Raw genomic sequence first — 12,776 nt, forward strand, 5'->3', positions numbered from 1 at the left:
CCCGACCACACACCCGCGCCCGGCGGCCAGGACCACCGGGCGCGGATGCCGGACGCAGGCGCCGGCGCGGGGTTCAGCTCGGTTCCGCGACTGGCTGCGCGAACTGCGCCGCGTACAGCTTCGCGTAGGCGCCCTGCGCCGCCAGCAGGTCCTCGTGGGTGCCCTGTTCGACGATGCGGCCGGACTCCATCACCAGGATGACGTCGGCGTCCCGGATGGTGGAGAGCCGGTGGGCGATGACGAAGCTGGTGCGGCCGGTCCGCAGATGGGCCATGGCCTGCTGGATCAGCACCTCGGTGCGGGTGTCCACCGAGCTGGTGGCCTCGTCCAGGACGAGGATCGCGGGCTCGGCCAGGAACGCCCGGGCGATGGTGATCAGCTGCTTCTCACCGGCGCTGACCCCGGTGCCCTCCTCGTCGAGCACGGTGTCGTAGCCGTCCGGCAGGGTGCGGACGAACCGGTCGACGTGGGTGGCCTTGGCCGCGGCCACGATCTGCTCACGGGTGGCGCGTTCGGCGCCGTACGCGATGTTCTCCGCGATCGTGCCGCCGAAGAGCCAGGTGTCCTGGAGCACCATGCCGATGTTGGCGCGCAGTTCCTCACGGGACATCGCGGCGATGTCGGTGCCGTCCAGGGTGATCCGGCCGCCGGTGACCTCGTAGAACCGCATCAGCAGGTTGACCAGGGTGGTCTTGCCGGCGCCGGTGGGGCCGACGATGGCCACCGTCTGGCCGGGGCGCACCGACAGCGACAGGTCCTCGATGAGCGGCTTGTCCGGGTCGTAGGAGAACGAGACGCGGTCGAACTCCACCGTGCCGCGCACCGCGGCGGGGCGGGGGCCGTCCACCGGGTCGGCGCTCTGCTCCTCGGCGTCGAGGAGTTCGAAGACCCGCTCGGCGGAGGCGACCCCGGACTGCACCAGGTTGGCCATCGAGGCGACCTGGGTCAGCGGCTGGCTGAACTGCCGGGAGTACTGCACGAACGCCTGCACGTCACCGATGGACAAGGCACCCGAGGCGACCCGCAGCCCGCCGATCACGGCCACCAGCACGTAGTTGAGGTTGCCGATGAACATCATCGCCGGCTGGATGATCCCGGAGATGAACTGGGCCTTGAAACCGGCCTGGTAGAGCGCGTCGTTGTGCTCCCGGAAGGTCTCGGCGGACTCCTTGGCGCGGCCGAAGACCTTCACCAGCGCGTGGCCGGTGTACATCTCCTCGATGTGCGCGTTGAGCTTGCCGGTGACCTTCCACTGGGCGACGAACTGCGGCTGGGCGCGCTTGCCGACCCGGGTGGCCACCAGCACCGACACCGGCACGGTGAGCAGCGCGACCAGGGCGAGCAGCCAGGAGATCCAGAACATCATGGCCAGCACGCCGACGATGGTCAGCAGCGAGGTCATGATCTGGCTGAGGGTCTGCTGGAGGCTCTGGGCGATGTTGTCGATGTCGTTGGTGGCCCGGGAGAGCACCTCCCCGCGCGGCTGCTTGTCGAAGTAGCTCAGCGGCAGCCGGGCCAGCTTCTCCTCGACCTGCCGGCGCAGCCGGTGCACCGAGCGCTGGACGACGTAGGTGGATATCCGCGCCTGGCCGAAGCCGCAGGCCGCGGCGGCCAGGTAGATCACGGCCACCCACAGCAGCACGGTGCCCACGGCGCCGAATTCGATGCCGTGGCCGGGGCGCACGTGGTGCATCGAGGCGACGATGTCGGCGATCTTGCCCTGGCCGTGCGCGCGCAGGCCCGCCACGGCCTGCTCCTGGGTGGAGCCGGCGGGCAGCCGGCGGCCGATGACGCCGGCGAATATCAGGTCGGTGGCCTGCCCCAGGATCTTGGGGCCGAGCACCGACAGCGCCACGCCGACCACCGCGAGCAGCAGCGCGCCGCAGATGGCGGCCCGCTCCGGGCGGAGCGTGCCGAGCAGCCGGCGACCGGACGCCTTGAAGTTCATCGACTTCTCGAGGGACGGCCCGTTCATGAAGCGGGCGGGCCCGGTGGCGGGGGCGGGGCCCCGGCGCGGGGCGGCCTGGGTGCCCGTGCTCCCCTGTTCGCCGCCCTCGTCGGGGCCTTTGCCGGACTGCGGTCCGGGGTGCCCCCCTCGCGGCGCGGTCACGCTGCCTCCTCCTCGGTGAGCTGGGAGAGGACGATCTCCCGGTAGGTGTCGTTGCCGGCCATCAGCTCGGTGTGGGTGCCGGTGCCGACGACGCGTCCCTCGTCGAGCACGATGATCTGGTCGGCGTCGCGGATGGTGCTCACCCGCTGGGCGACGATGAGCACGGTGGCGTCGGTGGTCTCGCGGGCCAGGGCGGCGCGCAGCCGGGCGTCGGTGGCGTAGTCGAGGGCCGAGAACGAGTCGTCGAACAGGTAGATCTCGGGCTTGCGCACCAGCGCGCGGGCTATCGCCAGGCGCTGCCGCTGTCCGCCGGAGACGTTGCCGCCGCCCTGGGCGATCGGCGCGTCCAGGCCCTCCGGCAGCCGTTCGACGAACTCCCGGGCCTGCGCGATCTCCAGCGCGTGCCACAGCTCCTCGTCGGTGGCGTCCGGACGCCCGTACCGCAGGTTGGAGGCGATGGTGCCGCTGAACAGGTACGGCTTCTGCGGCACCAGGCCGACGGTCTCGGCGATCACCGCCGGGTCGAGTTCGCGTACGTCCACGCCGTCCACCAGCACCGTGCCGCTGGTGGCGTCGGAGAGCCGGGGGATCAGGCTGAGCAGGGTGGACTTGCCGCTGCCGGTGGAGCCGATGACGGCGGTGGTGCGGCCCGGCCGGGCGCTGAACGCGATGTCCTTGAGCACCGGCTCCTCGGCGCCGGGGTAACGGAACTCCACGCCACGCAGTTCGAGGTGGCCGCGGGGACCGGCGGCGTCCACCGGGCGCAGCGGGGGCACCACGCTGGTCTCGGTGGCCAGGACCTCCTGGATGCGCTCGGCGCACACCTCGGCGCGCGGGATCATCATGAACATGAAGGTGGCCATCATCACGCTCATGAGGATCTGCATCAGGTAGCTGAGGAACGCGGTGAGCGCGCCGACCTCCATGCCGCCGTCGTCGATGCGGTGTCCGCCGAACCACAGCACGGCCACGCTGGAGAGGTTCACCACCAGCATGACCAGCGGGAACATCAGCGACATCAGTCGGCCGGCGCGCAGCGAGACGTCCATCAGGTCGTCGTTGGCGACCCCGAACCGGCCGCGCTCGTGGGTGTCGCGGACGAAGGCGCGGATGACCCGGATGCCGCTGATCTGCTCGCGCAGGACGCGGTTGACCGTGTCGATACGTTCCTGCATGCCGCGGAAGAGGGGGCGCATCCGGCGCACGATCAGCGAGACGAGCACGCCGAGCACCGGCACGATCACCAGCAGCAGGGCGGAGAGCGGCACGTCCTGGTTGAGCGCCATCACGATGCCGCCGACGCACATGATCGGCGCCGAGACCATGAGGGTGAACGTCATCAGGACCAGCATCTGGACCTGCTGGACGTCGTTGGTGGTGCGGGTGATCAAGGAGGGCGCCCCGAAACGGCCGACCTCGCGGGCGGAGAAGGACTGCACCCGGTCGAAGACGGCGGCACGCACGTCCCGGCCGAGCGCCATGGCGGTACGGGCGCCGAAGAAGACGGCCCCGATCGCGCAGACGATCTGGAGAAGGGTCACCGCGATCATGAATCCGCCGGTGCGGAGGATGTACGCGGTGTCCCCCTTGACCACACCGTTGTCGATGATGTCGGCATTGAGCGTGGGCAGGTAGAGCGTCGCCAGAGTCTGGACGAGTTGCAGGAGCACCAGCAACGCCATGGGTTTCGTATAGGGCCTGAGATACGCCCGCAATAGTCGGACCAGCACACGAGAACATTACGGGTCCGGAGAGCGCCTCGCGCCGGGATTTTCCTTGGGGCGCGGGGGCTCGCGGGGGCGCGTGGGGCGCGGTTGGCACGGGTGCCGTTCTCAGCGGGGCGGCGGCATGGTTTCGTTGATACTGGAATGAGGCTGATACTGGAATGAGGCCGGCATTCACGACCGCGGGGTCGTCCGGCGTCCCGGAAAGCGGTCGCCCGACCGCTGGTGAACGACGGAAGGTAGGGGAGCCGATGCTGCGCAACGGCCTGGAACCCTGGCATTTGATCATCGTCCTGGTGGCGGCGTTCCTGCTGTTCGGCGCGAAGCGGCTGCCCGACACCGCGCGGGCGCTCGGCAAGTCGCTGCGGATTCTCAAGAGCGAGACCAAGGCGCTCAAGGAGGACTTCAAGGAGGGCGCGGCCGGTGAGTCGTCGGCGGCCGGCGGCGCCCAGGGCCCGGCCGGTACGCCGGCGGCGCAGCGCACCATCCAGGCGGCCCCCGGCGACACCGCCAGCGCCCGCCCGGTCGGCGAGAACAACGCCGCGCAGGGCTGAGGCGGCGCGGGACGGCGCGCGGCCCGGGGCACGGGGGCGGGCGCGCCCCCTGCCCGCCTCCGCGCGCGGCGGATCAGGGGGAACGGGTGAACCGGTGGGAACCTTTGTGCTTGCTGTGTCGTCCTTCCGGTAAGGCGCCGGTTCGGACGAAGGCGTACAGGTACCGCGCGGTGCGTGCGTACCGGAGCCGGAGCAGCACGACCCGTTCACCATCCAAGGAGACGCGCTCCCATGGGCGTTGGCCTCGCCAGAGACACCTCGACCCCGCGGCGGGCCGCGAGCCTGCTCGCGGCCCTGCTTCTCGCCGCCCTGACCATGGCCGGCGCCCTGCTGGCACCGCCCGCGCACGCCGCCGGTACGGGGCTGGACGCGGCGGCCGACGCGCTGAAGAAGAGCCCGGTCTACGTCGACCCGCGGGCCTCCGGCCAGCTCTCCTCGACCGACGCGGACGCGCTGGCCAAGAAGATCAAGGACGCCGGCAAGCCGGTCTTCGTGGCCGTGCTGCCCCGCACCGCGGAGTTCCCGCCCCAGACGCTCCTGCGGGACCTGCGCACCAAGGTCGGCATCGCCGGCGTCTACGCCGTCCGGCTCGGCACCGGCTTCAACGCCGGGGCCGACCCCTCCGTGATCCGGCACACCGCGCTGACCAACCTGGTCGGCGCGGTCAAGCGCAACGACGCCGCCGGCGCCGCCACCGAGCTCAACGCCTTCGTCGACCAGGCCGACCAGCAGGCCCGCGGCCACGCCCCCGACTCGTGGGGCGGCGGCTCCGGCTCCGGGGCCGGTGGCGCGATCGCCGCGGGCGTGGTCGTGGTCGCCGCGGCCGGCGGCGGCTACGCGCTGTACCGGCGCAACAAGAAGAAGAAGGAAGAGCGGCAGCGCGCCGAGCTGGAGACCGTGCGCCGGGTGGTCGATGAGGACATCACCGCCTTCGGCGAGGAACTCGACCGCCTCGACTTCAACCCCTCCGACCCGCGGGCCACCGACGCCATGCGGCAGGACTACACCCACGCGCTGGACGCCTACGACCGCGCCAAGGCGCTGATCGAGGCCGCCCGCGGTCCGGCCGATGTCCGGCCGGTGTCCGAGGCGCTGGAGGACGGCCGCTTCTCGCTGGCCACGCTCGCCGCCCGGCGCAACGGTACGCCGCTGCCGGAGCGGCGCGTCCCGTGCTTCTTCGACCCGCGGCACGGCCCCTCCGTCGCCGACGTGCAGTGGGCGCCCCCCGGCGGGGTGCCGCGTACGGTGCCGGCCTGCGCGGCCGACGCCGCCCGGCTGGCCGACGGCCACGAGCCGATGACCCGTACCGTGCAGACCGCGACCGGCCCCCAGCCGTACTGGGACGCGGGTCCGGCGTACGCCCCGTGGGCCGGCGGCTACTTCGGCGGCGGGCTGCTGCCCGGGCTGCTGGTGGGCACCCTGCTCGGCAGCGCGCTCAGCTCCCCCGCGTACGCCTACGGCGAGCCGATGGGCGGCTTCGGCGGCGGCGAGATGGGGGGCGGCCCGGAAGGCGGTGACTACACCGGCTCCGACTTCAACCCGAACGACTTCGGCGGCTTCGGCGGGGACGGCGGTTTCGGCGGCGGCTTCGGTGACGGCGGCGGGAACGACAACGGGGGCTTCGGCGGCGGCGACTGGTGACCGGCCGGGCCCGGCGCGCTTGGACGTGCCGGGCCCGGGTACCCGAGCGGCGCGGGACCCCGGCAGCCGCACGGAAGGACGCCACCGATGGCCGGCACCCCGGCATCCGCCGACGAGCGCTACGACGCCTCCCCCTTCGTGCCGTCCGGGGCCGGGCTGGACGAACTGCGGCGGGCCGCGGCCGGCTGTGAGGGGTGCCCGCTGCACCGCGACGCGACGCAGACGGTCTTCGGCGAGGGCGACCCCGCGGCCCGGGTCGTCCTCGTCGGTGAGCAACCCGGCGACCAGGAGGACCGGCGCGGCCACCCGTTCGTCGGCCCGGCCGGCAAGGTGCTCACCCGGGCGCTGGACGACGCCGGGATCGATCCGGCGCTGGCGTACGTGACCAACGCCGTCAAGCACTTCAAGTACACCCGGGCCGAACGCGGCAAGCGGCGCATCCACAAGGCGCCCAGCCTGCGCGAGACGACCGCCTGCCGGCCCTGGCTCGCCGCCGAGCTGCGGCTGGTCGACCCCGACGTGGTGGTCGCGCTCGGCGCCACCGCCGGCAAGGATCTGCTCGGCCCCTCCTTCCGCGTCACCACGCAGCGCGGCGTCCTGCTCCCGCTGCCCGCCCTCGACGGCGGCGACCCGCCCGGGGCCGAGGTCCTGGCCACCATCCACCCCTCGGCGGTCCTGCGCGCCACCGACCGCGACGAGGCCTACGCCGGCCTGGTGACCGACCTCCGCACCGCCGCCCGGGCCCTGGCCTGAGGCCGCTCCCGCAGGGCGGCCGGGCGGACGGCGCCGCCGGGTGGTGGAAGCGGACGTCGTGCCCCGCGCCCGCCCCGGGCGCGGCGAAGCGGGCGTTGCCGGCTCGCCCCGGAGCGCGCGGGCCCCGGTGGAGTGTCCGCCGCCGGCATCGCCCCCACGCGGGCGCTGCCCCCGGCCCGCGCCGGCCCCCCACGCGGGCATGACCCGACGGCACCCCCCACGGGAGCGTCCGGTTGTTGGACATGGCCTGCTCAACTTCCTTGTCAGTTGGGTAACATGAGCGTTCTCGCGCGCGGTGCGGCGCGTTCCGGTTTCTGGTGTCCGCGGGGGAGCGGGGCTGGGGCGGGCACGCCGTTCGGCTCTTTCGCCCGACGCCCATGAGGACTTGATGTCAGCAACCACCGCCACTCGTCCCCACCGGGCGCGTCCGCCGCTCGGCCGGGCGCTGCTCACGGCTCCGGTCACGGCGCTGGTCACGGCCGCCGCCTGCTACCTGGTACGGGAACTCGCCCCGGAGGACGGACGTGCCGGGGCGACCGTGGTCGCGGTGACCGCCGCCGTCCTGGTGACCGTCTGCGCCACCGCGGCCGCGTACGGGCTGCGGGCCGCCCGGCACTTCCGGGAGCAGGCCGACGAGGCCCGGCGGGAGGCCGCCGCGCTGCGCGACCGGCTCGGCGGACTGGAGACCGACGCCGCGCAGCTGGCCGCCGAGACCGTACCGGCCCTGGTCACCAAGGTGCGCGGCGGGATGTCGGCGGGGAGCGCGCTGGCCGAGGTGGAGCGCCCCGGCAACCCGACGTTCCAGCACGTCCTGCGCGTCCTCGGCGAGGAGATCGCCCGGGGCGAGCGGATGCGCACCGCCGCCATGACCGCCTGCGCCAGCGCCGCCGGGCGGGTCCAGGCGCTGGCCACCAGCATGCTCGCCGACCTGCGCGAGATGGAGATGCGCCACGGCGAGGAGGTCCTGGGCGACCTGCTCGCCCTCGACCACTCCACCGCGCAGGCGGGCCGGCTGGCGGACAGCATCGCGGTGCTGACCGGCGGACGTTCCGGCCGGCGCTGGACCAAGCCGATCGTGATGGAGTCCATCCTGCGCGGCGCGGTCGGCCGGATCAGCGCCTACCAGCGGGTGCGGCTGCACTCGGCGAGCACCGCGGCGGTGGCCGGACACGCCGCCGAGGGCGTGATGCACGCGCTCGCCGAGCTGATGGACAACGCCACCAACTTCTCCCCTCCCACCGAGGAGGTCCACGTCTACGTGGAGGAGCTGACCACCGGGGTGGTCGTCACCATCGAGGACGGCGGCCTGGCGATGAGCCCGGAGAAGCTGCGCCGGGCCGAACACGCGGTCTCCGCCGAGCGGTTGGACCTCACCACGCTCACCGGCACCCGGCTCGGGCTGCCCGTGGTCGGCTGCCTGGCCCGCAAGCACGGGCTGAAGGTGAGCTTCCGGCCCTCCTCGCGCGGCGGCACCGGGGCGGTCGTGCTCATCCCGCGCGAGCTGATCACCGAGGTGCGGCAGCGTGAACGCGTCAGCGGGACCCGGTCGCAGGCCCCCGGCGACTCCGGCACCGCACGCCCGGTGCCCGCCCGCCGCACCGCGACGGCGGCCACGCCCGAAGTCCCCGCCGCCGAGCGGACGTTGGAGCTGACCGCCGTCCCGCGGCCGGCCCCCGCACCGGAGGCGGACCCCGCGCAACCGCTGCCCAAGCGCCCCCGCGGCCGTACCCTCGCCGCCGCCCGGGCGGCGACCGCCGCGGCGGCGGAACGGCCCAAGCGGGCCCGGGCGAACGACGCCGGCGCCCGGTTCAGCGCGTTCCGCCAGGCGAGCCGGGACGCCGCCGCCGCGTCCGCCGACCGGCCGAAGGACCACCCCGGGACCCCGCCGCACGGCACCATCACGCCGCCCGGTCCGGACTCGGCGGAGCACGGCGCCCCGTGACCGTCCCCGGCGGCCGGCCGCCGACCGCTCACCGGGCGGCCCGGCCGCACCGCAGTACCACCACACCGAAAGGGAGGCAGGGGGCCGCACCGCAAGGACGCCACGCCCCCGCAACCGCGATGTCGCAGACCGAGACCCGTGACCTCGACTGGCTGCTGGAGAACCTCGTGCAGCGCACCCCCGGCACCCGGCACGCCCTGGTGCTCTCCCGGGACGGCCTGAAACTGTGCCGGACCTCCGGGCTCACCGTGGACCAGGCCGACCAGCTCGCCGCGATCGCCTCGGGCATCCAGAGCCTGGCGCACGGCGCGTCCGTGGAGTTCGGCGACGGCAGCGGCGGGGTGCGGCAGTCGATGACCGAGTTCCACGGCGGGCTGCTGTTCATCGTGGAGGCCGGCCACGGCGCCCACCTGGCGGTGGTGGCCGAGGACGACGCCGACGCCGGGGTGATCGGGCACAACATGACCGAGCTGGTGGAGCAGCTCGGCGAGTACCTGAGCACGCCGCCCCGGGTGCCCGGGGCGGACGCCCGGTCCGCGTGATGCGGCGGCGGATCGACAGCGAGGATCCGGACCGGCTGTACACCGTCACCGGCGGGCGCAGCCGTCCGGACGACGCCTTCGACCTGGTCACGCTGATCGTCAGCGAATGCGGGCCGGCGCCGGGCATGCAGTCCGAGCACGCCCGGATCCTGCGGATGTGCGAACGGCCCACCGCCGTCGTGGAGATCTCCGCGGAGCTGGGCATGCCGGTGAGCGTGGTCAAGATCCTGCTCGGTGATCTGCTCGCCACCGGGCGGATCACCGCCCGCCATCCGCAGGTGGCCACGGTGGCGCCGCCGTCCGGCACCGGCGGGACGGCCGCCGAGGCGCCGCTGCCCGACCCCGAACTGTTGAAGCAGGTGCTCGTTGGACTACAGAACCTCTGAAGCGGACGCCCGGACGGCCGCGCCCGCTCCGCCCGCGCCGACCGCCGGTACCCGGGAGCACGTTCCGCTGCGGGCCACCGCCGACACCGGCCTGAAGATCGTCATCGTCGGCGGGTTCGGGGTGGGCAAGACCACCATGGTCCGCTCGGTCAGCGAGATACGCCCGCTGAACACCGAGGAGACCATGACCCGGGCGGGCGTGGGCATCGACGAGCCGGGGGTGGGGACGAAGACCACCACCACCGTGGCCTTCGACTTCGGCCGGATCAGCCTGGACGAGCGCAACGTGCTCTACCTGTTCGGGGCGCCCGGGCAGGAACGTTTCTGGTTCCTGTGGGACCGGCTGTTCAGCGGCACCCTGGGGGCGGTCGTCCTGGTCGACACCCGGCGGCTGGCCGACTCCTGGTACGCCATCGACCGCCTGGAGCACCACGGGATGCCGTTCGTGGTGGCCCGCAACAACTTCGGCGAGCCGGCGCACTCGCTCCAGCAGGTGCGCGACGCGCTCTCGCTCGCCGACGACGTCCCGGTGGTCGACTGCGACGCGCGGGACCGGGCGTCGAGCAAGGCGGTGCTGATCGCGCTCGTCAATCACCTGTACACGCTGTCCCTGGCCCGGGAGAAGACGCCGTGACCGACCCGACCCCCGCCACCGGATGCCCGGCGCACCCGGACGCGCTGCCGCTCAGTGGTCCGCGCTACCAGCAGACCCCGGCCGAGCTGTACCGCCGGATGCGCCACGAGTACGGACCGGTGGCCCCGATCCTGCTGGACGGCGGGGTGCCGGCCTGGCTGGTGCTGGGCTACCGCGAGGTGCTCCATGTCACCGGCAACGACCAGCTCTTCGCCCGGGACTCGCGGCGCTGGCACGCCTGGTCGCGGATCCCGCCCGACTGGCCGCTGCTGCCGTTCGTGGGCTACCAGCCCTCGGTGCTCTTCACCGAGGGCGCCGAGCACCGGCGGCGGGCCGGGGCGATCAGCGAGGCGCTGTCCGGGGTGGACCAGTTCGAGCTGCGGGCGCACTGCGAACGCGTCGCCGACGAGCTGATCGACGCCTTCGCGGGCAGCGGCGAGGCCGACCTGATGGCCGATCTGGCGCACCCGCTGCCGCTGCTGGCCGCGATCTGGATGGTCGGCCTGCCCGGCGCGGCCACCCAGGACCTGGTCCGCGACCTGACCGCCTCGCTGGACGTGGTGGAGGGCGTCGACCCGGTGGCCGCCTACCAGCGGGTGCAGGACCGCATCCAGCACCTGGTGGCGCAGCGGCGGAGCGGTCCGACGGCGGACGTCACCTCGCGGATGCTGGAGCACCCGGCCGGGCTCACCGACGACGAGGTGGTCCAGGACCTGATCTCGGTGATCGCCGCCGCCCAGCAGCCCACCGCCAACTGGATCGGCAACACGCTGCGGCTGATGCTCACCGACGACCGGTTCGCCATCACCCTGTCCGGCGGGCGGCGCAGCGTCGGCCAGGCGCTCAACGAGGTGCTGTGGGAGGACACCCCGACGCAGAACTTCATCGGCCGCTGGGCGGTGCGCGACACCCAGCTCGGCGGGCGGCGCATCAAGGAGGGGGACTGCCTGGTGCTGGGCCTGGCGGCGGCCAACACCGACCCGCAGGTGCGCCCGGACGCCCACGCCGGTCCCGGCGGCAACCACGCCCACATGTCCTTCAGCCACGGCGAGCACCAATGCCCGTACCCCGCACCGGAGTTGGCCGAGGTGATCGCCCGGACGGCGGTCGAGGTGCTGCTCGACCGGCTGCCGGACGTGGTGCTGGCGGTGCCCGCCGAGAGGTTGGTGTGGCGGCCGTCGGTGTGGATGCGCGGCCTGGAGGCGCTGCCGGTGGAGTTCACCCCGTCGTACGCCGTCGGCCCCGCCCGCTAACCGGCCGCCGGGGTGAAGCGGACCCGTACCGACTCCGGGCCGCGGGTGAAGACGCCGCGTTCGACCGGGAGGTGGCCGTCGGCGAGGCGGACGTCCGGCATGGCGTCCAGCAGCAGGCCGACGCCCGTCTCGACCTCGGCCTTGGCGAGCAGCGCGCCGACGCAGAAGTGGCGGCCGAGGGCGAACGCGAGGTGGTCGGCGGCGGCCGAGAAGGCGTTGTCGGTGGCGAGGTCGGTGCGGAAGATGTCGAAGGTGTCGGGGTCGGCGTAGCGTTCCTCGTCCCGGTTGGCGGCGCCGATCAGGCAGGTGACGGTGGCGCCGGCGCGGATCACGCCGCCGCTGACCTCGACGTCCTCGGCGGCCTGCCGCATGATCATGTGCACCGGCGGGGTGTAGCGCAGCGTCTCGGCGAACGCCCGGGCGATCAGCGACCGGTCCGCGCGGACCGCGGCGAGCTGCTCGGGGTGGCGCAGCAGGTTGGCGAAGACCGAGGCGATCGCCTTGTCGGTGGTCTCGCCGCCGGCCGCCAGCAGCAGGCTGCAGAACGCCTTGACGTCCTCGTCGCTCATCCGGGTGCCGTCCACCTCGGCGGCGCACAGCGCGGAGAGCAGGTCGTCCCCGGGGTGCGCGCGGCGCTCGGCGATGACCGGCAGCAGGTAGGCGGCGAACTCCTCACGGGTACGCGCCCCGGCCGCCGCCACCTCCGGGTCGCCCGACAGGTTGCCCAGGAACGCGATGACCGAGGTGTACCAGGTGTGGAAGCGGTCGTGGTCCGCCTTGTCCAGGCCGAGCATGTCGGCGATGACGTTCACCGGGAAGCGGGTGGCGAACTGGGCCACCAGGTCGGCCTCGCCGGCCGTGCGGAAGGCGTCGATCAGCTCCCGCGCGTTGCGTTCGATCACCGGCAGGAACTTCTCCTGGAGTTCCCTGCCGCGGAACGCGGGGGCGACCAGGGCCCGCCGTACCGCGTGTTCGCGCCCGCTCATCTGGAGGATGGTGCGGCCGTGCACCGGCTCGATCTGCCACTGGTAGTTGTCGGTGGTGAACACCGGGTCCTTGAAGGCCCGGGCGACGTCCTCGTAGCGGGAGAGGATGTAGCTGCGGGTGGGCTCGTGCCAGATCAGCGGGGCCTCGCGGCGCATGACGCGGTAGGCGGGGTAGGGGTCCGCGGCGAACTCGGGCGACAGGATGTCGGCCACGTGCCGTTCCGTTGTCATGGCGCTCCCTCAACTCGTAC

At 73.4% G+C, this 12,776-nt stretch carries 11 protein-coding genes; 8 read left to right on the plus strand and 3 right to left on the minus strand.

The annotated features are described in order from the left end of the window. Positions 1–73: 73 nt before the first annotated feature. The gene (locus tag SCATT_RS15070) at positions 74–2,110 is read right to left on the minus strand and encodes an ABC transporter ATP-binding protein (protein ID WP_014143936.1); all 2,037 of its coding nucleotides are present in this window, start codon (positions 2,108–2,110) and stop codon (positions 74–76) included. Continuing rightward, on the minus strand, positions 2,107–3,840 hold the full coding sequence (locus SCATT_RS15075; protein ID WP_078590752.1) for an ABC transporter ATP-binding protein: 1,734 nt from the start codon (positions 3,838–3,840) through the stop codon (positions 2,107–2,109). Before SCATT_RS15075 ends, SCATT_RS15070 begins: the two co-directional genes overlap by 4 nt. Positions 3,841–4,085: 245 nt before the next feature. On the opposite strand from SCATT_RS15075, the gene tatA reads away from it, so the two are divergent. The 8 genes from tatA (at position 4,086) to SCATT_RS15115 (ending at position 11,539) form a co-directional block, all read left to right on the plus strand. Beyond that, positions 4,086–4,388, plus strand: a complete 303-nt coding sequence (gene tatA / locus SCATT_RS15080) for a Sec-independent protein translocase subunit TatA (protein ID WP_014143938.1) — start codon at positions 4,086–4,088, stop codon at positions 4,386–4,388. A gap of 231 nt (positions 4,389–4,619) precedes the next feature. Further along, positions 4,620–6,029: a hypothetical protein gene (locus SCATT_RS15085; RefSeq protein ID WP_014143939.1), complete on the plus strand. Its 1,410-nt coding sequence runs from the start codon at positions 4,620–4,622 to the stop codon at positions 6,027–6,029. A gap of 87 nt (positions 6,030–6,116) precedes the next feature. Beyond that, positions 6,117–6,782 (plus strand): UdgX family uracil-DNA binding protein, encoded by a 666-nt coding sequence (locus tag SCATT_RS15090; RefSeq protein WP_014143940.1) that lies wholly within the window; start codon positions 6,117–6,119, stop codon positions 6,780–6,782. A gap of 388 nt (positions 6,783–7,170) precedes the next feature. Beyond that, positions 7,171–8,724, plus strand: a complete 1,554-nt coding sequence (locus tag SCATT_RS15095; RefSeq protein ID WP_014143941.1) for a sensor histidine kinase — start codon at positions 7,171–7,173, stop codon at positions 8,722–8,724. Between the two features lie 119 nt (positions 8,725–8,843). Further along, entirely contained in the window at positions 8,844–9,266 is a 423-nt protein-coding gene (locus tag SCATT_RS15100) for a roadblock/LC7 domain-containing protein (RefSeq protein WP_014143942.1), read from the plus strand. Continuing rightward, the gene (locus tag SCATT_RS15105) at positions 9,263–9,652 is read left to right on the plus strand and encodes a DUF742 domain-containing protein (protein ID WP_014628122.1); all 390 of its coding nucleotides are present in this window, start codon (positions 9,263–9,265) and stop codon (positions 9,650–9,652) included. Before SCATT_RS15100 ends, SCATT_RS15105 begins: the two co-directional genes overlap by 4 nt. Then, positions 9,633–10,286 (plus strand): GTP-binding protein, encoded by a 654-nt coding sequence (locus SCATT_RS15110; protein WP_014143944.1) that lies wholly within the window; start codon positions 9,633–9,635, stop codon positions 10,284–10,286. Before SCATT_RS15105 ends, SCATT_RS15110 begins: the two co-directional genes overlap by 20 nt. Then, complete coding sequence (locus SCATT_RS15115; RefSeq protein ID WP_014143945.1) at positions 10,283–11,539, plus strand: cytochrome P450; 1,257 nt, start codon at positions 10,283–10,285, stop codon at positions 11,537–11,539. Before SCATT_RS15110 ends, SCATT_RS15115 begins: the two co-directional genes overlap by 4 nt. Here SCATT_RS15115 and SCATT_RS15120 read toward each other — a convergent pair. Continuing rightward, positions 11,536–12,756, minus strand: coding sequence for a cytochrome P450 (locus SCATT_RS15120; protein WP_014628123.1), 1,221 nt, complete (start codon positions 12,754–12,756; stop codon positions 11,536–11,538). The genes SCATT_RS15115 and SCATT_RS15120 overlap by 4 nt on opposite strands. Positions 12,757–12,776: the final 20 nt, after the last annotated feature.

It is taken from the genome of Streptantibioticus cattleyicolor NRRL 8057 = DSM 46488, from assembly GCF_000240165.1.
GTDB classification, from domain to species: Bacteria; Actinomycetota; Actinomycetes; order Streptomycetales; family Streptomycetaceae; genus Streptantibioticus; species Streptantibioticus cattleyicolor.

Excerpts from the sequence above, each read along its gene's own strand:
- SCATT_RS15120 (WP_014628123.1), bottom strand. The coding sequence starts at position 12,756 with ATGACAACGGAACGGCACGTGGCCGACATCCTGTCGCCCGAGTTCGCC.
- SCATT_RS15085 (WP_014143939.1), top strand. The coding sequence starts at position 4,620 with ATGGGCGTTGGCCTCGCCAGAGACACCTCGACCCCGCGGCGGGCCGCG.
- SCATT_RS15090 (WP_014143940.1), top strand. The coding sequence starts at position 6,117 with ATGGCCGGCACCCCGGCATCCGCCGACGAGCGCTACGACGCCTCCCCC.
- tatA (WP_014143938.1), top strand. The coding sequence starts at position 4,086 with ATGCTGCGCAACGGCCTGGAACCCTGGCATTTGATCATCGTCCTGGTG.
- SCATT_RS15100 (WP_014143942.1), top strand. The coding sequence starts at position 8,844 with ATGTCGCAGACCGAGACCCGTGACCTCGACTGGCTGCTGGAGAACCTC.
- SCATT_RS15095 (WP_014143941.1), top strand. The coding sequence starts at position 7,171 with ATGTCAGCAACCACCGCCACTCGTCCCCACCGGGCGCGTCCGCCGCTC.